This is a genomic window from Mammaliicoccus fleurettii (genome assembly GCF_002018435.1).
In the GTDB taxonomy this organism is placed as follows: domain Bacteria; phylum Bacillota; class Bacilli; order Staphylococcales; family Staphylococcaceae; genus Mammaliicoccus; species Mammaliicoccus fleurettii.
On the sequence record NZ_MWJM01000009.1, the window covers coordinates 75,891 to 95,649 of the forward strand.

The window sequence follows — 19,759 nt, forward strand, 5'->3', positions numbered from 1 at the left end:
TTACCAACTAGATTTTTTCAAACCAGGTATTTGACCTTTATGTGCATATTCTCTTAAAGCAATTCTAGACATACCAAACTTTCTATAAACTCCTCTTGGTCTACCAGTTACTTGGCATCTGCGTGTAATACGTGTAGGAGATGCGTCTCTAGGAAGTTTTTTCAAGCCTTCATAATCATTGTTAGCCTTTAACTCTTCACGTTTCTCTCTGTATTTCTCTACCATTTGTATACGCTTTTGTTCTTTTGCAATTTTTGATTTTTTTGCCATTTTTATATACTCCTTTTTATTCATTAATGATTAAAGACTGAGACAACAAATTGGCCCAGTCTTGAAATCGCATATTAACGTAAGTAAAGTAGTCATTTCATCTCTCGGAGGTAAATCGTAATGACTACGTTTTAAATATAATACATAATTTTATTTTTGGCAAGTAAAAATTTTTATTTTTTCTTCAGTTATTTTTGAATAAAAAAAGTGAAACAGAAATCTAATTTACTAAATAGATTTCTGTTTCACTCAAGATTATATAAATTATTCAACTTTCCATACATTAAAACCATGTAATTGACTATTCGTATCATATTTCAAATCTTCTTTACCATAAAAAGTATAAAATTGTTTTAGAAGCGGCTGGGACGAATTAATCTACGTCTTATCTCATTTTTTCTAAAAAGTCTTATTTCTGTCCTATTAACTTATAAAAGCGCTCTTTATCATTTGCTCCGATTGAATTAAATAGTAGTACATATTATGATTTATATGAATAAAGATTACTATAGGAGGTTTCTATGTCTCAGTTAAAAACATTTTTAGAAACTAAACAGATTTATATATATATTGTTTTTATATTACTAGGCATATTTTGTGGCCTCTTTTTTGAAAATACTCAACAAATTTTTGAACCTTCTATTTCATTTCTTATCGCTATTTTAATGTTTGGTATGTTTTCTCAAATACCTTTTTTAACTTTACGAAATAAATTATTGAATTCAAGGTTTATTTTCGCACTTATTTTATCAAATTTTATATTAATTCCTATACTTGTTTTTGTACTGGTTGTAGTTTTTAATGTTACATCAACACCGCTTCTTATCGGTATTTATTTAGTACTACTTACGCCTTGTATTGACTACGTTATTGTATTTACTAAACTAGGACACGGTAATGCTGAACTCATGTTGATTTCTACTCCAATATTATTTATTTTACAAGTATTATTATTACCTATCTATTTTTGGATATTTTTAAATCAAGATTTTTCTCAATATATTGATATTAAACCTTTCTTGAAAACATTTATATTATTAATTATTTTACCTTTATTAATTGCCATTATCCTGCAATTTTTAAGCAAAAAATCTAATAAAATGATGAATATATTAACTTTTTCTGAATGGATACCTGTACCATTGATGGCTTTAGTGTTAACGACCGTTATTGGTTCTCAAATTTCGAAAATTGTTACTGATTTACAAGTTGTACTGTCAGTTGTACCGCTCTATTTATGCTTTATGATTTTAGCACCTTTCATAGGATATCTGTCAGGGAAGATTTTCAATTTAAACGTAACCTTAAAAAGAACATTAGCCTTTAGCTCAAGCACACGAAATGCATTAGTCGTTTTACCATTAGCTTTATCGCTACCTATACAATGGTCAACAACCGTTACCACTGTTGTTGTTACTCAAACGCTAGTCGAACTTATAGGAGAACTTGTTTATATTAAGCTGATACCTAGATTAATCGTTAAATAAAGTACAAACTTATTTGCATATGAACACTAAATATATACATAAAAAACTGTCGACAAAGTCTGAGCTTTGTCGACAGTTTTAATTGTTTTATTGATATAGGCTTAACAAAACTTTGTATATAAATTAGTTTTCTATCCTATTTATTTCAAATTCAATACTTGTCCTACTGTTAAGTCATTTGAACTTAAATCATTGAGTTCTTTAATTTCAGCTACACTTACGCCGCTTCTTTGAGAAATATTATATAATGTATCTCCTGATACGACTGTATGTGTATCTCCAGTAATTGTATCACTTGATTCATTCAACTGGTTATAGTGCTGTTGAACTAGACTATAAAACTGATTCATATCATATCCCCACTGGCTAAAGTAATTAATAGGATCAGTATGATCTGTTCCACCATAATATTGACTTATTGCGTTATGACTTATAACTGTTCCTGTCCCCTCATTATTATCAGCTAATGATGGTTTCAGTCCATTTTGATCTAACATTTTTGCTGTTAAGTATGCTTGGTTATTTACAGATTTAGCAAACTGATCGAATGTACTAGACTGTGCCAACTCTATTTGATAGAAATAGGGATTTGCTTTTGCACCAGCCCCCCATGCTAAATAATCACTTGAGGCTGTTTGTACAATTTTACTACTACCTGCATAAGCATGGACAAAGGCACTTTCGTAGTTATTATACATATAATTAATTTCTTCATCGATCGTACTATTAGAATTTGCTGTTTCATGAATAATCACGCCAATAAATTTATCTGACTTGTAATCATATTTTGGCAAACTATTCATTCTAGAATCTTGCGTAATCGTTGAAGGCTTAATATTATTTTTATCAATATAACTATTTACGTTTTGATAAGCTTCATTTGTATTGCGATTTGTTTCCATATCTGTTGAATGCTTTTCAGCAACTTTATTATGTAATTTTAAATCTTCGTCTGTTAATATGTTAGTTAATTCTTTTGGGTTCATCTTCTGTGCTTGTTCAAAACTAATTGATTTGCTTGTGTTCTCAGTCTGTTCATTATTTTTCTCATCCGCATTTACATAAAAATGAGATTGAGAAAGTAATAAACTAGATGTCAAAATTAAAGCTGTTCCAAACTTATACTTCATAATAATCCCCCTTAGATTTTATTGTTATATTGTATTACAAAATATAATTAATTAATATAGTTGAAGATTATTTCGCTATATTAAATATTTATTACAAACAATATATCGTTCCATTCAAAACATCAAATTGCTCATCTACCCGTTTATCAACATGATAAATATATTACTTTTTACACGACTTTTCACTTTACAAAACAGAACATATGTTCGTATAATAAAGATACTATATGACTGGGGTGATTTTTATGTATGACTACAGTTATTGCTTAAATCGGGATATTTTATGTGTAGATTTGAAGAGTTTCTTTGCCTCTGTGTCTTGCATTGAAAAGGGTCTAGACCCATTAACAACGAAGCTTGCTGTTGTTGCTGATACGAAACGTCCAGGTTCTGTCGTACTTGCTGCTACACCACCATTAAAAGCAATTGGCATTAAAACGGGATCTCGTTTATTTGAAATTCCTCAACGTAAAGATATTTATGTTATTAATCCATCTATGAAAAAGTATATTCAACTATCAACTCAAATTAGTAAAATTGCTTTAGATTATGTAGCACCTGAAGATTTTCATCAATATAGTATAGATGAGTTTTTTATGGATGTTTCAGAATCTTATCATTTGTTTGCTCATTCTCCTTTTTCACTGGCTATGCAGTTGCAAGAACGTATATTTAATCTTGCCCATATTCGCAGTACGATTGGAATTGGTTCGAATATGTTACTTGCTAAACTATCTATGGATATTGATGCTAAACATACCCAACTCGGTATATCAGAATGGCGTTACGAAGATGTTCCTAATAAAGTTTGGTCAATTCAACCTTTAAGAGAAATGTGGGGTATCAATAGACGTACAGAAACTAAGCTCAACAAAAAAGGTATATTTACAGTAGGTCATTTAGCTAACTATCCAGTTGAATATTTGAAGCGGGACTTTGGCGTTATTGGTGTTGATTTACATTTACATGCTAATGGTATAGACGAAAGTATGATTAGGCAGCCACATAAGGCATATGATAAATCTTTAGGAAAGTCTCAAATACTCATGCGTGATTACAGTATGAATGAACTCAAAACTGTACTAAACGAACAAGTAGATGAAGTTTATTATAGATCCAGAAAGTTAAACTTATACCCTACTCGAATAAGTGTTAGTGTTGGCTATGCTGATATAGGCGGTGTTCGTAAACAATTTACAAATAAGAATGGGTTTATGAATACTTACGTCATCGTAAATTTATTATGGGACTATTTATCGAAACAATTAGAACCTAATCGACTTTATCGAACAATTGCTATTTCATTTGGTAAGTTTATTCCAAATCAAATTAAACAATTATCTTTATTTGACGATCCATTTCAAGTTAAGACAGAAACAATAGAGAATCATTTAGATTTTATACGTATGAAATATGGAAAGAATATCGTAATGCGAGGTTCAAGCTTATTAAACAGTGGTACATTGTTAGAAAGAAAAGATTTAATCGCAGGCCATAAAGCTTAATATTTTAAAGATATGTCATATACAAACAGCAGTAAAATATTGAATTTATCAAATATTTTCCAAATAATTACTTTAAATGTGTATTTTTCCAATTTATATTTTAAAGATGCGTTTAAACATCCTTCACTTTGGATATATAAGAAGAAGTGCAAAAATAGGAGGTAATTATTATGGGCTTTATATTAATGTTAATCGTCGGCGGTTTAATCGGCTGGCTTGCAGGAGTTATTTTAGGTAAAGATGTTCCAGGTGGAATTATTGGTAACATTATTGCAGGTATTATCGGTTCAGCAATTGGTGGATCATTATTAGGAGATATGGGACCAGTATTTGGTGGAATTGCAATTATTCCAGCATTAATCGGTTCAATCATCTTAATCTTAGTACTTTCATTTATTTTAAAAGCAATCAGAAAATAAATTGCTTTAAGAGCCGAGACATTTAATTGTCTCGGCTCTTTTTTATGTATGGAGAAAGTGAGCTTTGTGGGAATGGACTTGATTGTGTCGCATGTAGTTCATATGTCGTTTGATACTTAGATTCGGTTACTTAGACTGCGCTTACTTGCAGAATTATGAATTGTGCTCCTTACACTGTTCTTACTGGCAGAATTCCGAATTGTGCTCCTTAGATATTAGTCTTACGGACATTTCTCGGAATTTTGTCCCTTACACTACCTCTTACGGACATTTCTCAGAATTATGTCCCTTACAGCACTTCTTACGGACATTTCTCAGAATTATGTCTCTAACAACACCCCTTACGGACATTTCTCGGAATTATGTCCCTAACAACACCCCTTACGGACATTTCTCGGAATTTTGTCCCTTACAACACTACTTATAAGATATTAAAATCAGAAATCCTATACAAAAAAACTGTCAACAAAGTCCCCTCTGTTGACAGTCCAACACATCACAGTAAGACTATGATGTGTTTATTAATTTACATATATACGAATAAATATTTTCAAAACCACTCTAGGTAAATAGCTTTGTACTCATTAAATACCCAGCGTATTGTATAAGTAAACATTGAATTTACAATACTTTCAAAAAAGTTTAATAATTTTTACCATTAATTAGCCTTTATTCGTACCTTTGTTAAATAATTTACGAATAAATCTAAATATAAGCGCTGTACCTACATATCTTAGAATACGTCTTACCACATTACCCATCTATATCAACTCCTCATACATAGCTTTTATTTGGTTATTAACCTTCTTTACTTCTATTACCCGAGAACAGATTATTATACACATAAAACTTATAATTAAATATATTCACGTATTTAATACTTAGTATAAGTATGTAATAATAGTACTAGGTACTAAATATAGAGATAAATAAGGTGATAAAAGTGATTTCTTACGCAAAAATAACAGCTCAAGGTGCTTATGTTCCTGAAAAAGCAATGAACAATCAAGATTTCGAAAAAATTGTAGACACATCAGATGAATGGATACAACAAAGAACAGGAATTATAGAACGTCGAATTGCCAAAGATAATGAATATACCAGTGATTTAAGTTATAAAGCAGTACTAGATTTACAACAAAATTATAATATTGATTTAAGTGATGTGGATATGATTATCAACGCAACATTAACACCTGATTACAAAACACCAAGTGTTGCGTCATATATTCAAGCTAAATTAGGACTTGAGAATACTGGTGCAATAGATATTAATGCTGCTTGTGCAGGTTTTACATATGGTTTAAATATAGCAAATGGACTTATAACTTCAGGTCAAAATAAAAAGATTTTAGTCATAGGTTCTGAAACATTATCAAAAATAACTGATTATACGGATAGAAACACATGCATATTATTTGGCGATGGCGCTGGTGCATTTTTAGTTGAATATTCCGAAGATGATCCAAGTTTTATTACGAGTAGTTTTGGTTCTGATGGTAATAAAGGTGGTAATTTATATTGCTCAGAATTATCTAAAGAAATGTTTAACGAAGAATTGGAAAATCCCGGTTTCGTTGTTCAGAACGGAAGAGGCGTTTATAAATGGGCTGTTAGTACGGTCCCTAAAATTGTAAGTAATACACTCGATAAATCTAGTTATACAATAGATGATTTAGATTGGTTTGTACCTCATAGCGCAAATGCTAGAATGATTGAATCTATTTGTGAAAAGTCTAAAATTCAAAAAGACCAAACTTTAATGAGTCTTGCACACTATGGAAATACTTCTTCAGCAACAATACCATTATCCATTAACCTAGCAATTTCAGAAAACAAGATTAAAAAAGATGATCTTCTAATGCTAGTAGGATTTGGTGGAGGATTAACTTATTCATCTGTTTTAATTAAATGGTCAATATAATAAAAATAATACCCACTCTTAATTATTAAAAGAGCGGGTATTATTTATTTTGTGATTTATTCATTAAGTAAATATATCTTAACAAACAATATTACCTAAACTTCTCCATTCTATGGATACCTTCGTCGTCTTTTTCTTTAATACCATCTTTGAAATCATATCCATACTTTCTGTAAAACTGAACTGCAGTTACAGAAGCGGGTATTTCAATACGCTTTGCACTTTTAAAGTAATAATCATTTTCTAGTGTTTCAATAATTAATTTGCCAATACCTCTACCTTGATATTCTGGAGAAACAAAAATCGTAAATAAACTACTTTCAGTTTCACTACCCCAATACGGACCAATAGCTCCAGTTGCTATAATTTTAAAATTATCTTCAAATAAATAAAAATTCGTGAAGCTCGCTCTTTCTATTATAGATTCAGGTGTAATCGTCCTAACTACCTTCTCTATTTCTTCAATAGATTCATCTTTGATATTTGTCGTTCTCAACGTATGTATGATCAAGTCACATACTTCTTCGGCATCTTTTGTTTCAAACATTCTGATTTTCATGATGTCACACTCCTAGATTTCACCTATTCGATTATATTGAGATAAATGATTTATTTTATTATATTCAAGAATCTCTACTTTCTCATCAGTCATTTCAAGTGATGTAATCCCACCATTTGTAAGTTTAATCTTCCCTGTACCAATTTCTCCATGAGAATAATGATACAAGATCGCATTAATAAGCGCTCCATGAGATACAATAAGTACGTTTTTATTTCTATATTTATTTTGTACTATATCTAACCCTTTAGAGAATCGTGTTTTAAAACTATATTCTTCTTCTTGATTTGGATAAACGCGATCAGGATATAATTTTAAACGTTCGTCTAACGTCATACCTTCAGCATCACCGAAAGATAATTCTATAAACTCTTCCATTACAATTAAATCTACATTAACCTTCTCTTGAACAATTTTCGCTGTATCTTGCGCCCTTTTTAATGGACTCGTTACAATGTAATCTATATTTAAATTCGTTAAAAATTCACTACTCTCTTTAGCTTGACGAACACCATTAGAATTAAGCGGAATATCAGTCCTACCTTGAATCCTCCCCATTACATTCCAGTCCGTTTCACCGTGTCTTAAAAAATATAAATTTGTCATAATCATGACCTCTCTATAAAATGATTTAAAATCAATTGTACCATTTATAAAATTACAGTTCACGAAATAACATGAACTCCAAATAGTTAATAAATATAATACCAATACAATGATTAGAGCCTGAGATAATTAATTTATCTCAGGCTCTTGAGGGTGTTTATTTATTAACTTGCTTCACATGCAAAGTTATCGCTGTCTCTATCATGTTTCGAGTCATATGCTGGATGCGTGCTTGGTACGCCGTTTGGATATACTTCTCTAAGTGCTGTACAGTTTGGATAAGATTCACTACCACTATTACTTTCTACACTTGGTGTTTCCGTCGTTGTCTCAGGTTCGCTTTGAACATCTGATGTACTTGATGTTGATTGTTCAGAAGAATGATCTTCTTCAAACGCACTTCCAAGACTCCAAACACCTAATTTTTGTTCTTTAGCTATTTCTTGTGCACTTTCTAACTGATTTAAATAACGTGTACTAGGTGGATAAACATATGCTACTTTTGCTAAACCTTCTTTAACTAATATTTCATTAACCATTTCGCCATCAACATATATGTATGCTAAATATCGTTGATACTTATCTTGCTCGCCACCTACATCAAATTCGACTTCAATTTTATTTGCATTAGTGAGTAATTCTTTCGTTCTATCTGAAGCTTCTTGCCCAAAAGGTTGTTTCCCGATTCGAGGATGCTTCGTTTCAGGTGTATCAATTAACAAAAATCTAAATGATTCTTTGCTGCCATTATAAATAAACTTAGCCGTATCCCCATCAACTGTTGATGCAAGCTCAACTGGTATTCTATCAGTTGTACCTGGCGTATATGACTTTTGTTCTTCTTTCTTTATATCAGTAGAAGTACTTTCAGTTTGTTCTACTTCAACTTTCTCTTCTGAACTTTCTACTGTTTCCTCTTCTTTAACTTGTTCTTTCTTATCTGATTCATTTTTCTCTTCAGATTTTTTCACTTTATCTTCAAGACGTTTATTTGTTTCTTCTAATTTTTTCTGTTCACTTTTTAACTTTTCATTTTCCTTACTAACTTGGTCATTTTCCGTATTATCTTCAATGCAACCACCTATGATAATCATCACGATAATAATACTTACAAACCATAACAAACCCTTTTTCATTATTTTCTCTCCTAATTAAGTCATCATTATTTTAATAATACCAAATTTTTCAGAAATTAATATTAATATTTTAAAATATCGCTTAATTTAATAAAAAAGGATTATATTTACAATCTATGTGCAAAAAAGTAAAAACACCTTTACGATGTTTTTAATCAAATATTTTAAAAAGTAATTTTATAGCCCATCCAAACATCCTTGGAATAATAAAAACTGCACCTTTAATCAAATCCCAAATTATAAAGAATCCTTCAAAAAAATCCCAAAAACTAAAATTGTTCTCTTTATTCTTCTTATATTTTTTTCTCATAAATACCTCCACAGATTAGATAATCATTCTAGTAAAAATAAATTCAATTACAAATTTCAGCCCTCTTAACACTTGAACAAAAACAATTATCATCGTAACTAAAAAGAAAATTAATGAAGGTATACCCACTTTCATCCCTTTATTCCAATTTTTGATTGAAGCAATAAGAAATAAAGATATCAGTGATAAATAGGACATGCCAACACCAATTGTAGTACCTGCTTTATTCTGATGTCTAAATTTACCCATTAAAGAATCATAAAAAACATCTCTAACCCCTAAATTTGAAGTATATATATCAAAACTAACACCAAGTATTACTAACAAAGCATTAAATATAACAACAATCCCAATAAATACACGAACCATTCGATCACCCTTTATATTATCAAATTTATGTAATAACAATTATAAAACAATAGTATTATAATTGTGCAATAAGGGCAACCTGATGTAGCAAGTCGCATCTAAAATATCATCTTATCTTTAGATCACAATTCTTTCATATAAAAATTTTCTAATACTTATGATAAAATATTAATAATAAATAAATTTGAAATATTTAGAAGAAACAATCGGAGGAAATATGTACTTATTATGTGGCATTATAATAATCATAGTAGGATTGCTAGTAATAATATGGGAAGGAAAAAGTATTTTCAATATTTTTCTATTTTCGTTTGGTGTACTATTAAGCCTATTTGCTATATTAAAATTTTTAAGTGAAATGTTTTTCAGATGAAAAAATATAAATTTTCAACAAATATAATAAGTAAGAAAATCTCTCAACCGTAATGATTGAGAGATTTTTTGTTTGATCGATTTAATAATTTCAACTTTATAATTGCCTTTCTTGTTATATAGGATTAATATCAATTTATCTCATATAAAAGGTGATATAACATGAACACTATATCTAAATTAACGATACTTTATCTTACACTCTTTTTGACTACTACAATTGTTGGCTCCATATTGCTTTATTTACCGATAACAGGAAGAAAATCTATCCACTTTATAGATGCTTTCTTTGTTGCTACAAGTGCTTTTACAGTAACCGGACTTTCAACAGTGGATATACCTAGCCAATTCAATGATTTAGGTTATCTAGTTATCTTATTATTAATACAAATAGGTGGCTTAGGTATTGTTACATTAACCATTTTTATATTGATTTTAACAAGAAAAAATATCTCTTTTAAAAATAGAGAATTATTATTATATACATGGAGCGAGGATAATGATTCTGGTCTCTTAAAAATAACGATGCGATTAGTCATTTTTAGTTTAATAGTAGAATTAATTGGTGCAATCATATTATCCGCAGTATTTATCCCTGACCACGGCATAGCAAAAGGTGGATTCATTAGCATATTCACATCAATTTCATCATTTAATAATGCAGGATTCTCACTATTTTCTAAAAGTCTGATTCCATATAGCGATAATTTAATAGTAAACGTTATCGTTCCATTGTTAATCATCATAGGAGGTATTGGATATATCGTTATATTAGATTTATGGCAATCAAAAAGAATAACTAAATTAAAATTACATTCAAAAATCGTGCTAACTACTACAGGAATATTAATTATTATCGGGTCCCTATCATTTTGGTTATTAGAATTAAATAATACATTAAAAAACGATAACTGGATTGTACAAATATATAAATCAGTATTTCAATCCGTTTCAACACGAACAGCTGGTTTTAATACTGTAGATATTGGACAATTACATGATTCCACCCTTTTAATATTCGATATGTTGATGTTCATAGGTGCAGGTCCCATGAGTACAGGTGGCGGAATAAAAGTCACGACCTTTACAATCATATTAGTATATATATACTCACAATTAAAAAGCCAAAAACATCCTCATATATTTAAGAAAAGTATTATCAACGAACAAATTAATAAAGCAATCACAATTGGCTTTTTATCAAGTATTTTAGTATTAATCACAACATTTATCATATCGATTCAAAACCCAAAATTCAGCATGTCACAAATATTATTTGAAACAATATCAGCATTCGGTACAGTCGGACTATCAACAGGCATTACAGCAGATTTAACAACAATATCTAAAATCGTACTAATCCTTTTAATGATAATAGGTAAAATAGGTATTCTGATCATTATGGCTATATTTATCCATCCCAAAAAAGAAGGATATTATTATTCAACAGAGAAGGTTCATTTGTAGAATAATTAGTTGAAAATGCAAATTACTATATATTCACCAACATAGACAAAAAAACCTCACGCTAAGTGAGGTTTTTTTATTCTTCAATTCCATCTTCATCAAATTTACTAACCATACCATACTCGTCCACAATGTAAGAACCTGCAAGTTCACCATCTTTAGTATAGTAAGCAAATCCCCAACTACCATCATCTCTATGCTCAGGTTCTTTAAATGTGTAAGAATCAGTATCCAAAGTTTCACCTTCGTAATCCTCAACAAAATCCATAACATTCGATCTATCAACTATTTCATCAGAAGGTTCATTATCATCAGGTAATTCATCGTAAATAGATTTTTCTTCACCACTTTCCACTCTTAATGAACTTTCATATGCAGCACTTGCTGGCCCCTCTAATACATTTCCTTGTGGTATAACATCATTACTCACTGCACTATTGTATGCAATAACTTTTTGTTCTTCAGTGTAGTCACCATATAATATTTTAACTAACGTATCTCTATCAGTAACATTTTTATAAATCAAATTTTCATTTTCTTCTTCATTAGTATTTTCTTCTTCTGACGACTGTTGTTCATCAGTCGTAACTTCTTCCGTTGATTGTTCTTCAGTATTAGATGCTGACTTATTAGCATTTTCTTTTTTAGAGTCTTCCTTTTGTTTGTTATCTTGCTTATTCTCTTCATTATTATCATTAGATGAACTATCTTCTTTCTTACCACATGCCGCTAGCACTAACATTGATGAAAAGAATAAAATAATTAATTTTTTCATTCATTTTCCCCCTTAAATGTATTTAACATGATTAATTTGATTATAAACTAATCGCACTCTATAAGTACACATTAGATTAGATTACATTATACACTATAGTTTGATAATGAATTTTTTCTCTGATGAGGCATTACTGGGGCAAAAAATAAAAAGCCCCCAACCACAAAGGTTGAGAGCTAAATAACAATTCACCTTTCTTACATTAATCAACTACCAATACACCATCCTCAATGTCTACATACACTGGATTTATTAACGATGAATCTTCACTAATTTTTTCTAGCGTTTCTAACATATGATCTTCTAATAAATCCTTTTCGTTTTCTTTAAATAAAAATACTTTATCATTAACTTTCACTATTTTGTATTCTTTTAAAGTATCTACATAATTATATAATTGATTAAACAGCTTTGAATCATGTAATGTAATATCATTTTCGTGAATTTTTATTTCTCTTTCTCCAGAATGAAGTCGTTCTTCTTTTGATTTCCATAAATCGAATTTATGAGTTAAATTAGATAAGTCTTGATCATTATGAATTAATGTTAAGATTTTGGCTCTTCTCATATTTTCGATTTCTTGTTCAGAAAAACTAATATCTTTTTTACTTACCTCTTCTAATAGTTTATCTTTTCTGTATGTGTAGTCACCATATACATCACTAAAAACTGGACCTTTTTCATAAGCTTTTAACTTATATAAATCATAATTTTGGTTGGTTTCTCTATTAAACATTTCAGAAAAAAATAAAAATTTCTGGATTTGCAGTGAGGACATATCGTTTATACTATTTTCGTCTTCTAACCATTTTATTTTTTCTAATTTATTGTCCTTCGACCAAATAACATCCATAGTGATTCCCTCCTCAATAACATATCTTATTTACTAAGATATACTACCAAATGCAACAATTAGTTACCTATAGTTACATCTATTTCTAATATATTATAACATTTGGGTTATAAAGTTAATAAGATTTTCAACTTAAATTTACCTACTTTCAGCACTGTCATTTGAATATATTTCTCTCCATAGTCTTTCACTCCAACTTTATATACATAATAGCCAAATCAAAGGTAAATCAATGAAATTTATTATGATTAGACAACGAATATAAATTATGGTAATTTTATAGTATAAAAGGACGATGCACTTACATGCATCGCCCTCACGAGCCCGTTAAAAAGACGGTAGCTTTGTTGATAGAATTATAAAAAATAACCATCAAAACCTGCTAAAGTTAGAGATGGTTATTTTTTATGGTCATTTTTACTAATTAGCACTATACCAATGATTGAAATGACAACCATTAATATCTCATAATCAGTCAATGTTGCACCTTTCTTGGAGCTCTACCATATTTCATAAGCATCACCCCATTGTCATGAGATTAGCCACCATTTATCCAACTTGCTCACTTTAATATTTTATCTACGTCTCCTTTGATCACCGCCTAAAAATAAGCCTCTAATTACTAATATAGCTAAACATAAAGCATGACCATTTTTAATACCTTTTTTACACTATATCCCAACAGCTTATTCGTTTTTATATTTTTTTGTGAAATAAACATGGATTGTATTGTAGTTATAAAATGAGCTAAACTAAATATAGGTTTTTAATAAAGGAGGTTAATTATGCACTTTAGAAAAATAAATACTGAAGATTATAATGATTGTGCTAAAAATTTAGTTTCAGCATATGCAGGTCCACCTTGGCATAATAAATGGACTGATCAAGAAGCATTACTTAGAATTGAAGCGACAATGAGTGGTTTTAATTCAAGAGGATATGTTATCGAAAACGAGGATACAATAATAGCAATGTGTATAGGTCGTATTGACTATTATTTTAGTAACTTTAATCAATTTTTTATTGATGAATTTAATGTTATACCTAATCAACAAGGATTTGGCATCGGAAAACAACTCATGAATTTTATTATAGATGAAATGAAGCAAGAAAAAATAAATAAAATTTTCCTTATTACCGGTGGAGAATCAGCATCTAAATTTTATGCTAAAAATAAGTTTGAAATAACAAATGATGGCTTTATGATGGAACTTGATTTGTAAAAAAATTGATATTATATTTGAGTTTAAAATTTAATCACTTGTATCATAACAAAAAAACAGCCCACCAATTATGTAGTGAATATTGATATTTAAGCAAAAATAAATAAGACACCCATCCAGATTATAAAGAGTTTGGAAGGTGTCTTACTTTTATATTTATAAACCTTTTTAATTATAATATTAATATGTAACTATTCTTCATCTAAAGCCTTCATTTTTTCTTCGAATTCTGCATCTTCTTTTGCTTGGCGCTCTTCTTCTTTACGCATTTCTTCTTCATATGCTGCGTCTTCTTTTGCTTGGCGTTCTTCTTCTTTACGCATTTCTTCTTCATATGCTGCATCTTCTTCTGCTTGTTCTTTTTCATATGCTGCGTCTTCTTTTGCTTGACGTTCTTCTTCTTTACGCATTTCTTCTTCATACTCAGCGTCTATTTTTTCTTGTTCTTTCAAAAAATCATCATATTCTTTATCTGCTTCATCGCCTAATCGATCGTATTCTTTCTCAATTCTCTCTAATAAGTCATTATACTCTTTATTTGTAACACCACGACTTACACGATTCATCTTTTCTCCTTCTGTTAAAGAATTATATTCATCGACTAAATAATTGTACTCCTCAGCAGTATAAGGATAATCCTCACTATCATCTTCTGTTTCCTTCATTTCATTTGTTGTTTCATTTGTACTTGTACTTGAATTTGTATTACTATTCCCTTTAATATCAGATTTCCTAATTTCCCATTTACCACGTACCGTATCGAATAAAGGCACAAAATCCATCTCTAGCGTATATCTTTGAGAATCTGGAACATCATAATATATATACCCTGTACCTATATTCCCTTTATTTAATAAATGAGAGAATCCTGCATGATTATCATCTGTTCCAAACCACTCTTGAAAGTTTTCTTGTTTCGATTTCATCGTAAATGCAGAATTATCAACTAGAACTTGGTCATCATTATGATTTTTAAATTTAAATGAAACTTTAAGCGCTTGTCCATTTTCAGGAGCACTATATTCATCATAATCATTATTAAATTCAACTTTGGTTACTATTATATCAACACCGTCTGCATCAACAACTTCTCCCACTTTAAATGTCTTCATTTGCTCATTTGCCTTACGTTTACTGTGTGTTGATTTATGCTTTTTGTTATCATTCGACTCAGCTTTTCTTTCAATGTTCGAACTATTGCAACCTACTAAAAATAATCCCGCCACCATTATTAACAACATAATTTTTTTCAATTTTCTATCCTCCATTTATGATAATTAAACATATCATATCACAAAAGAAGTGATATGATAGCACAAAATTAAATTGCTCTTAACTTTTTACTAGTTATTTTATATTTTAAAAAAAGAGAGTGCTGTAATCACCCTCTCTTTCATTACTTTTCTTGTGAAAATGTTTGTAGGTCACGTTGTTTGACTTGATTTTGCTGGCTATCATTACCAACTTTAGGTTGTTCTAATGTTGGCTGTTGTATAGTTTGCTCTTCAGTTATTACTTCTTCATTCTAAAAATCTCTTTTTATATGTGTCTTAGACATTCATCATTCATTTAAATTATTCCTAATAATCTTATAAAAGTAATTTTATTACTTTTTGATAAATAATCTACAGCTTATTTAAACTATAAACTAGAATATTTATTTAGTGTAATGGTACTATAATTAAATAGATTGAGGAGTTGAACAATCTATGAAAATCACGATTGAACCACATAATTCAAATTTGGCTAACATTTACGCTAAAGAAGCTAACAAGATTAGCCAAATTTTTGGCAAAGACTTAGTTGATATTTACCATATTGGTAGCACAGCTATTCCGGGTATAAAGGCTAAACCTATTATCGATATTTTGCCTGTTGTTAAAGATATAAACAAAGTTGACCAGTATAATTCATACTTTGAGAACATTGATTATGAATTGCTTGGTGAATTTGGTATTAAAAACAGAAGATACTTTACAAAAAGTGATAAAGTTACAAAAGAAAAGCTTTTTCATGTTCATACATTCGATATTTATAATCAGTTCGATATAAATAGACATCTCGCATTCAAAGCATACTTAATTGAACATCCAGATGTCGCAAAACAATATTCCAATTTAAAAGAAGCATTATTTGTTAAATTTAATGGTGATAAAGAAAACTACATAAACGGTAAAGATTCATTTATCTTATTTAAATCATTTTCTTCAAATAACCTTGCTTCAATTGTCATAATATAACCTCCTTACATATAAAATTTCATATGTGGCTTTTCTTCTTTATAATAGTCTAACCTATCTTTTAATGTACCTGTATGTAATTCTAATTTGTGACCGTCTGGATCAGTGAAGTATATTGATTGTTTATCTCTTACATCTCTATTACGTCCTTCTAATATATTAACGTTGTTATATTTTAACCACTGATACCATTCATCAAATTCACTTTCACCAATTGTAAAAGCCATATGTGTATATGAGTATTGAATTTCATTTCTAGGTATATCATTTTCTTCATTAAGTGCTAACCACAGATCACCTAATATGAAATAAGCTGTTTTATCACTCTCTACTAAAATTTTAGCTTTCAAAATATCTTTATAGAAAACAATAGATTGATTAATATCTGATACAGAATAGGTAACATGATTTATAGATTGAATCATGAATAGTCCATCCTTTAATTTACTGAATATTCTAACATAAATAAATATTAGATTACTCATTTCAAAAGAAATATTGGGAAAGCTAAACTTTAATAAAATACCCACCTATTCATTTAGGTGGGCTATTTATAATTATTCATCTTTTTATTTGTCAAATTTTTTATTAATAATATTTATTAAAACCAATATAACAAAAACAGTAATTCCTATATAAATAGGTGTCATTGATTCATTATCTGTGAAATAAGTTATCAATCCACAGAATATGGCTGTTATAACAGCACCAATTAATACTACAATTCCTTTATTCATATAATTATTTCCTTTCTTTATTGCTTAGTAATAGAAGTGACAGTACCATCTACTTTACCATGAATTATAATACCATTTTTAGGTATAGCCTTCCCAGAATAAGAAGAGATAATCGTCGATACAAAAGTTCCCAATGTAGCACCACCTAAGCCACCTAAGCCACTGATAAGTACAATTCCTGCTGATACTCCACCATTTGCAATAGTCGTAGTTAGTTTATGAGACATATACAAATTCACTTTACCTTTTTTACCATATGTAGCTTTAGTCACACCACCTTTTTTAGCAGCTTCAGTAACTATTTTATTATTACTTGAATCTTTTAATCCTTGTTTTTCTAATTCTTGATCAATTTCAGCGTCAGATATGTATGTTACTAATTCTCCATTTTCAACAGTAACATGCTTAGCACCATGAATATTTTGGTTAATTTGATTAACATTACTTTTTATGTTTTCTACTTCATTAGATGCAGCGTTAGTTTCATTTTTAAAAGCCTGCTCATCAAAATGATACATTTTATTTTCAGCATCAACTGTTATGTATTTACTTGCTTGATTAGAGATAGTACTTTCAGTATCAACTTTATCATTTACTTGAGCAGCATCAGCTAAAGGAGATAATGAAAGTGAGAGTGCTAAACTTGCCGTACAAACTGTTCCTAGAATTTTAATTTTTTTCATAATTTAATTCCTTTCCAAATATTTTTTGACAAAACAATATTATCACACTTCATAATGTATTGAACTATTTATTCCCCAAGTGTTTTGTTTTAGTTCCTAAATGTTAAACTTTCTTTCATTTCTACTACAAAGTTTTGGTATATAACTTCATTCTCTTTTCACGCTATTCATTGCGTTCTATACGCTTATTGTGATGTATCTTATATAAATCTTCCTGTAACTTGTCAATTGTTTTATAAAGCTTATTACTGCCATTGGATTTGAAATATCTCATCACTTTTTTTGTTCCTTAGGTGTATAATTACTAATAAGTTTCTTCAGTAAATTGAATTTCTTGGTACTATTTATTTTAAATCGATCTAATTCATCTTTTTGGTCGATTATCCATATAACTAATTTCTCCAAATGATTTTTTGAAAAAAACTATTATTTTATAGAAGATTATAATGATGTTGGTAGAAAACTTATCATTCTCCAAAAATACAAAGAGCATTATAATTGTACTTATGATTCTAATAATAATAATAGGGTTATAAGTAATTCTGAAAATCTAGAGAATATAGAACTTAAATATCATTATAGAGATTCTTCTAAAATACCAGATATCTCTAATATTTTGGATATTAAATATAAAAAATTTAAGTGTAACGTTATTTTTTATAGGATTAACTTTCCCATTACTTTTTAGTATTATATTATTGTTTACTTTAGTGTTTTTAAATTATATTCTTGACTTTGGTTCAATGTCACTTTTGATTTTGTCATTTATACTATCAATAGTAGCCATTTTTAATTATCTTATATTCCTAAAAAAAGCCTTGAAAATTATATTAATCGATTAATATAATAGTCTATTCATATTCACTACCTTTATTAAGTATAGTGTTCTTTATATCTTGTGGACCCAAAAATAAAAAGCCCTCAACCACAAGGGTTGAGAGCTATATAATGGAGACGGCGTCCTTTTATAGAGTATGTAAATGGTAGTAAAACACTTTAAGTATAACGTTTATAAGAATTTAACTTTGTAACAAAACAGAAGTTGCTTCGATACTTAGACATAATTTTTTCATTATTATCTTTTCCTTTGGTTAATTTTATCAATATAAATTAGTATAAAAATAAAAACAAAGTAAAGAATCCCGAAAATCACTGTATTTATGTCACCTTGAACATAAGAAACTAAAACTAATATCATTAAAATAACAATTATAATTTTAATGACATTTTTTATTAAACTACTCATCCTAAAAACACCTCCTAGAGCCTTCTATATTAATTATACATTTTATGTAAATTTTTACAGTGTTTTTCTGAAAACGACATAAAAAAAGCCGCCAATAAAGGTGGGTTTGGTTGTATCAAACAATCACTATTTATATAAGAATATTAAAAAGCAACCACTTTGGAGAGTGGATCAACGATTAGGTCATTCAGATACAACTGAAGTAATGAATAGATATGGTCATTTGTACCCTAGTACGCAAAAAGAAATAGTAAAATACTTATAATTGATACACTCTAAAATCATTGTTAATAAGGGTGTATTTTTTATGCGCTGGGGTTAATACTGGGGCAACGAAAATAAAAAGCCCTCAACCACAAGGGCTGAGAGCTATATAATGGAGACGGCGGGAGTTGAACCCGCGTCCAGAGATCCTGATACAAATGTTTCTACGTGTGTAGTCAAGTCT

The 19,759-nt window shown here is 29.3% G+C and carries 20 protein-coding genes, 1 other RNA gene and 1 pseudogene; 8 read left to right on the forward strand and 14 right to left on the reverse strand.

What is annotated here, in order from left to right; all coding sequences use genetic code 11:
• Complete coding sequence (gene rpsN, locus B2G86_RS08805; RefSeq protein WP_078357734.1) at positions 1-270, reverse strand: 30S ribosomal protein S14; 270 nt, start codon at positions 268-270, stop codon at positions 1-3.
• A gap of 521 nt (positions 271-791) precedes the next feature.
• Here rpsN and B2G86_RS08810 point away from each other — a divergent pair.
• Positions 792-1,757: an arsenic resistance protein gene (locus B2G86_RS08810; RefSeq protein ID WP_078357735.1), complete on the forward strand. Its 966-nt coding sequence runs from the start codon at positions 792-794 to the stop codon at positions 1,755-1,757.
• Positions 1,758-1,897: 140 nt separating this feature from the next.
• Here B2G86_RS08810 and B2G86_RS08815 read toward each other — a convergent pair whose 3' ends face one another.
• Positions 1,898-2,887, reverse strand: coding sequence for a LysM peptidoglycan-binding domain-containing protein (locus tag B2G86_RS08815; protein WP_078357736.1), 990 nt, complete (start codon positions 2,885-2,887; stop codon positions 1,898-1,900).
• A gap of 245 nt (positions 2,888-3,132) precedes the next feature.
• Between B2G86_RS08815 and B2G86_RS08820 the strand changes: the two genes are divergently transcribed.
• The 3 genes from B2G86_RS08820 (at position 3,133) to B2G86_RS08830 (ending at position 6,735) form a co-directional block, all read left to right on the forward strand.
• Positions 3,133-4,392: a Y-family DNA polymerase gene (locus tag B2G86_RS08820; protein ID WP_078357737.1), complete on the forward strand. Its 1,260-nt coding sequence runs from the start codon at positions 3,133-3,135 to the stop codon at positions 4,390-4,392.
• 170 nt (positions 4,393-4,562) lie between these two features.
• The gene (locus tag B2G86_RS08825; protein WP_078357738.1) at positions 4,563-4,811 is read left to right on the forward strand and encodes a GlsB/YeaQ/YmgE family stress response membrane protein; all 249 of its coding nucleotides are present in this window, start codon (positions 4,563-4,565) and stop codon (positions 4,809-4,811) included.
• 943 nt (positions 4,812-5,754) lie between these two features.
• Positions 5,755-6,735, forward strand: a complete 981-nt coding sequence (locus tag B2G86_RS08830; RefSeq protein ID WP_078357739.1) for a ketoacyl-ACP synthase III — start codon at positions 5,755-5,757, stop codon at positions 6,733-6,735.
• 91 nt (positions 6,736-6,826) lie between these two features.
• On the opposite strand, the gene B2G86_RS08835 is transcribed toward B2G86_RS08830, so the two are convergent.
• The 5 genes from B2G86_RS08835 to B2G86_RS08850 all read right to left on the reverse strand — a co-directional run bounded on the left by B2G86_RS08835 (position 6,827) and on the right by B2G86_RS08850 (position 9,715).
• Positions 6,827-7,294, reverse strand: coding sequence for a GNAT family N-acetyltransferase (locus tag B2G86_RS08835; RefSeq protein WP_078357740.1), 468 nt, complete (start codon positions 7,292-7,294; stop codon positions 6,827-6,829).
• A gap of 12 nt (positions 7,295-7,306) precedes the next feature.
• Complete coding sequence (locus B2G86_RS08840; protein WP_078357741.1) at positions 7,307-7,900, reverse strand: histidine phosphatase family protein; 594 nt, start codon at positions 7,898-7,900, stop codon at positions 7,307-7,309.
• Between the two features lie 164 nt (positions 7,901-8,064).
• Positions 8,065-9,036, reverse strand: coding sequence for a thermonuclease family protein (locus B2G86_RS08845; protein ID WP_241837740.1), 972 nt, complete (start codon positions 9,034-9,036; stop codon positions 8,065-8,067).
• A gap of 151 nt (positions 9,037-9,187) precedes the next feature.
• On the reverse strand, positions 9,188-9,346 hold the full coding sequence (locus B2G86_RS13320; protein ID WP_157946484.1) for a hypothetical protein: 159 nt from the start codon (positions 9,344-9,346) through the stop codon (positions 9,188-9,190).
• Between the two features lie 15 nt (positions 9,347-9,361).
• Complete coding sequence (locus tag B2G86_RS08850; RefSeq protein ID WP_078357742.1) at positions 9,362-9,715, reverse strand: hypothetical protein; 354 nt, start codon at positions 9,713-9,715, stop codon at positions 9,362-9,364.
• Between the two features lie 534 nt (positions 9,716-10,249).
• On the opposite strand from B2G86_RS08850, the gene B2G86_RS08855 reads away from it, so the two are divergent.
• Positions 10,250-11,554 carry a TrkH family potassium uptake protein gene (locus B2G86_RS08855; protein ID WP_078357743.1) on the forward strand — a complete coding sequence of 435 codons (1,305 nt, stop codon included), beginning with the start codon at positions 10,250-10,252 and terminating at the stop codon, positions 11,552-11,554.
• A gap of 76 nt (positions 11,555-11,630) precedes the next feature.
• Here B2G86_RS08855 and B2G86_RS13640 read toward each other — a convergent pair whose 3' ends face one another.
• The gene (locus B2G86_RS13640; protein ID WP_078357744.1) at positions 11,631-12,329 is read right to left on the reverse strand and encodes a hypothetical protein; all 699 of its coding nucleotides are present in this window, start codon (positions 12,327-12,329) and stop codon (positions 11,631-11,633) included.
• Between the two features lie 202 nt (positions 12,330-12,531).
• On the reverse strand, positions 12,532-13,182 hold the full coding sequence (locus B2G86_RS08865; RefSeq protein WP_078357745.1) for a hypothetical protein: 651 nt from the start codon (positions 13,180-13,182) through the stop codon (positions 12,532-12,534).
• Positions 13,183-13,967: 785 nt separating this feature from the next.
• Between B2G86_RS08865 and B2G86_RS08870 the strand changes: the two genes are divergently transcribed.
• On the forward strand, positions 13,968-14,405 hold the full coding sequence (locus B2G86_RS08870; protein WP_078357746.1) for a GNAT family N-acetyltransferase: 438 nt from the start codon (positions 13,968-13,970) through the stop codon (positions 14,403-14,405).
• A 191-nt stretch (positions 14,406-14,596) separates the two neighbouring features.
• Here B2G86_RS08870 and B2G86_RS08875 read toward each other — a convergent pair whose 3' ends face one another.
• Positions 14,597-15,658: a DUF4352 domain-containing protein gene (locus tag B2G86_RS08875; RefSeq protein WP_241837741.1), complete on the reverse strand. Its 1,062-nt coding sequence runs from the start codon at positions 15,656-15,658 to the stop codon at positions 14,597-14,599.
• Between the two features lie 456 nt (positions 15,659-16,114).
• On the opposite strand from B2G86_RS08875, the gene B2G86_RS08880 reads away from it, so the two are divergent.
• Positions 16,115-16,645: a GrpB family protein gene (locus B2G86_RS08880; protein ID WP_078357747.1), complete on the forward strand. Its 531-nt coding sequence runs from the start codon at positions 16,115-16,117 to the stop codon at positions 16,643-16,645.
• Between the two features lie 5 nt (positions 16,646-16,650).
• Here B2G86_RS08880 and fosB read toward each other — a convergent pair whose 3' ends face one another.
• From fosB to B2G86_RS08890, 3 genes are all read right to left on the reverse strand, one after another.
• Positions 16,651-17,070, reverse strand: a complete 420-nt coding sequence (gene fosB, locus B2G86_RS08885; RefSeq protein WP_078357748.1) for a FosB/FosD family fosfomycin resistance bacillithiol transferase — start codon at positions 17,068-17,070, stop codon at positions 16,651-16,653.
• Positions 17,071-17,214: 144 nt separating this feature from the next.
• Positions 17,215-17,382, reverse strand: a complete 168-nt coding sequence (locus B2G86_RS13325) for a hypothetical protein (RefSeq protein ID WP_158079033.1) — start codon at positions 17,380-17,382, stop codon at positions 17,215-17,217.
• Positions 17,383-17,399: 17 nt separating this feature from the next.
• Positions 17,400-18,065, reverse strand: a complete 666-nt coding sequence (locus B2G86_RS08890; protein ID WP_078357749.1) for a hypothetical protein — start codon at positions 18,063-18,065, stop codon at positions 17,400-17,402.
• A gap of 1,412 nt (positions 18,066-19,477) precedes the next feature.
• Here B2G86_RS08890 and B2G86_RS08900 point away from each other — a divergent pair.
• Positions 19,478-19,576 (forward strand): annotated as a pseudogene (locus tag B2G86_RS08900) (tyrosine-type recombinase/integrase); the annotation flags it as partial.
• A gap of 109 nt (positions 19,577-19,685) precedes the next feature.
• Here B2G86_RS08900 and ssrA read toward each other — a convergent pair.
• Positions 19,686-19,759, reverse strand: a transfer-messenger RNA (tmRNA) gene (gene ssrA / locus B2G86_RS08905); the annotation flags it as partial.

Coding starts and splice junctions, on each gene's coding strand:
- rpsN (WP_078357734.1), bottom strand. CDS start 270: ATGGCAAAAAAATCAAAAATTGCAAAAGAACAAAAGCGTATACAAATG.
- B2G86_RS08810 (WP_078357735.1), top strand. CDS start 792: ATGTCTCAGTTAAAAACATTTTTAGAAACTAAACAGATTTATATATAT.
- B2G86_RS08815 (WP_078357736.1), bottom strand. CDS start 2,887: ATGAAGTATAAGTTTGGAACAGCTTTAATTTTGACATCTAGTTTATTA.
- B2G86_RS08820 (WP_078357737.1), top strand. CDS start 3,133: ATGTATGACTACAGTTATTGCTTAAATCGGGATATTTTATGTGTAGAT.
- B2G86_RS08825 (WP_078357738.1), top strand. CDS start 4,563: ATGGGCTTTATATTAATGTTAATCGTCGGCGGTTTAATCGGCTGGCTT.
- B2G86_RS08835 (WP_078357740.1), bottom strand. CDS start 7,294: ATGAAAATCAGAATGTTTGAAACAAAAGATGCCGAAGAAGTATGTGAC.
- B2G86_RS08840 (WP_078357741.1), bottom strand. CDS start 7,900: ATGACAAATTTATATTTTTTAAGACACGGTGAAACGGACTGGAATGTA.
- B2G86_RS08845 (WP_241837740.1), bottom strand. CDS start 9,036: ATGAAAAAGGGTTTGTTATGGTTTGTAAGTATTATTATCGTGATGATT.
- B2G86_RS13320 (WP_157946484.1), bottom strand. CDS start 9,346: ATGAGAAAAAAATATAAGAAGAATAAAGAGAACAATTTTAGTTTTTGG.
- B2G86_RS08850 (WP_078357742.1), bottom strand. CDS start 9,715: ATGGTTCGTGTATTTATTGGGATTGTTGTTATATTTAATGCTTTGTTA.
- B2G86_RS08855 (WP_078357743.1), top strand. CDS start 10,250: ATGAACACTATATCTAAATTAACGATACTTTATCTTACACTCTTTTTG.
- B2G86_RS13640 (WP_078357744.1), bottom strand. CDS start 12,329: ATGAAAAAATTAATTATTTTATTCTTTTCATCAATGTTAGTGCTAGCG.
- B2G86_RS08865 (WP_078357745.1), bottom strand. CDS start 13,182: ATGGATGTTATTTGGTCGAAGGACAATAAATTAGAAAAAATAAAATGG.
- B2G86_RS08870 (WP_078357746.1), top strand. CDS start 13,968: ATGCACTTTAGAAAAATAAATACTGAAGATTATAATGATTGTGCTAAA.
- B2G86_RS08880 (WP_078357747.1), top strand. CDS start 16,115: ATGAAAATCACGATTGAACCACATAATTCAAATTTGGCTAACATTTAC.
- fosB (WP_078357748.1), bottom strand. CDS start 17,070: ATGATTCAATCTATAAATCATGTTACCTATTCTGTATCAGATATTAAT.
- B2G86_RS13325 (WP_158079033.1), bottom strand. CDS start 17,382: ATGAATAAAGGAATTGTAGTATTAATTGGTGCTGTTATAACAGCCATA.
- B2G86_RS08890 (WP_078357749.1), bottom strand. CDS start 18,065: ATGAAAAAAATTAAAATTCTAGGAACAGTTTGTACGGCAAGTTTAGCA.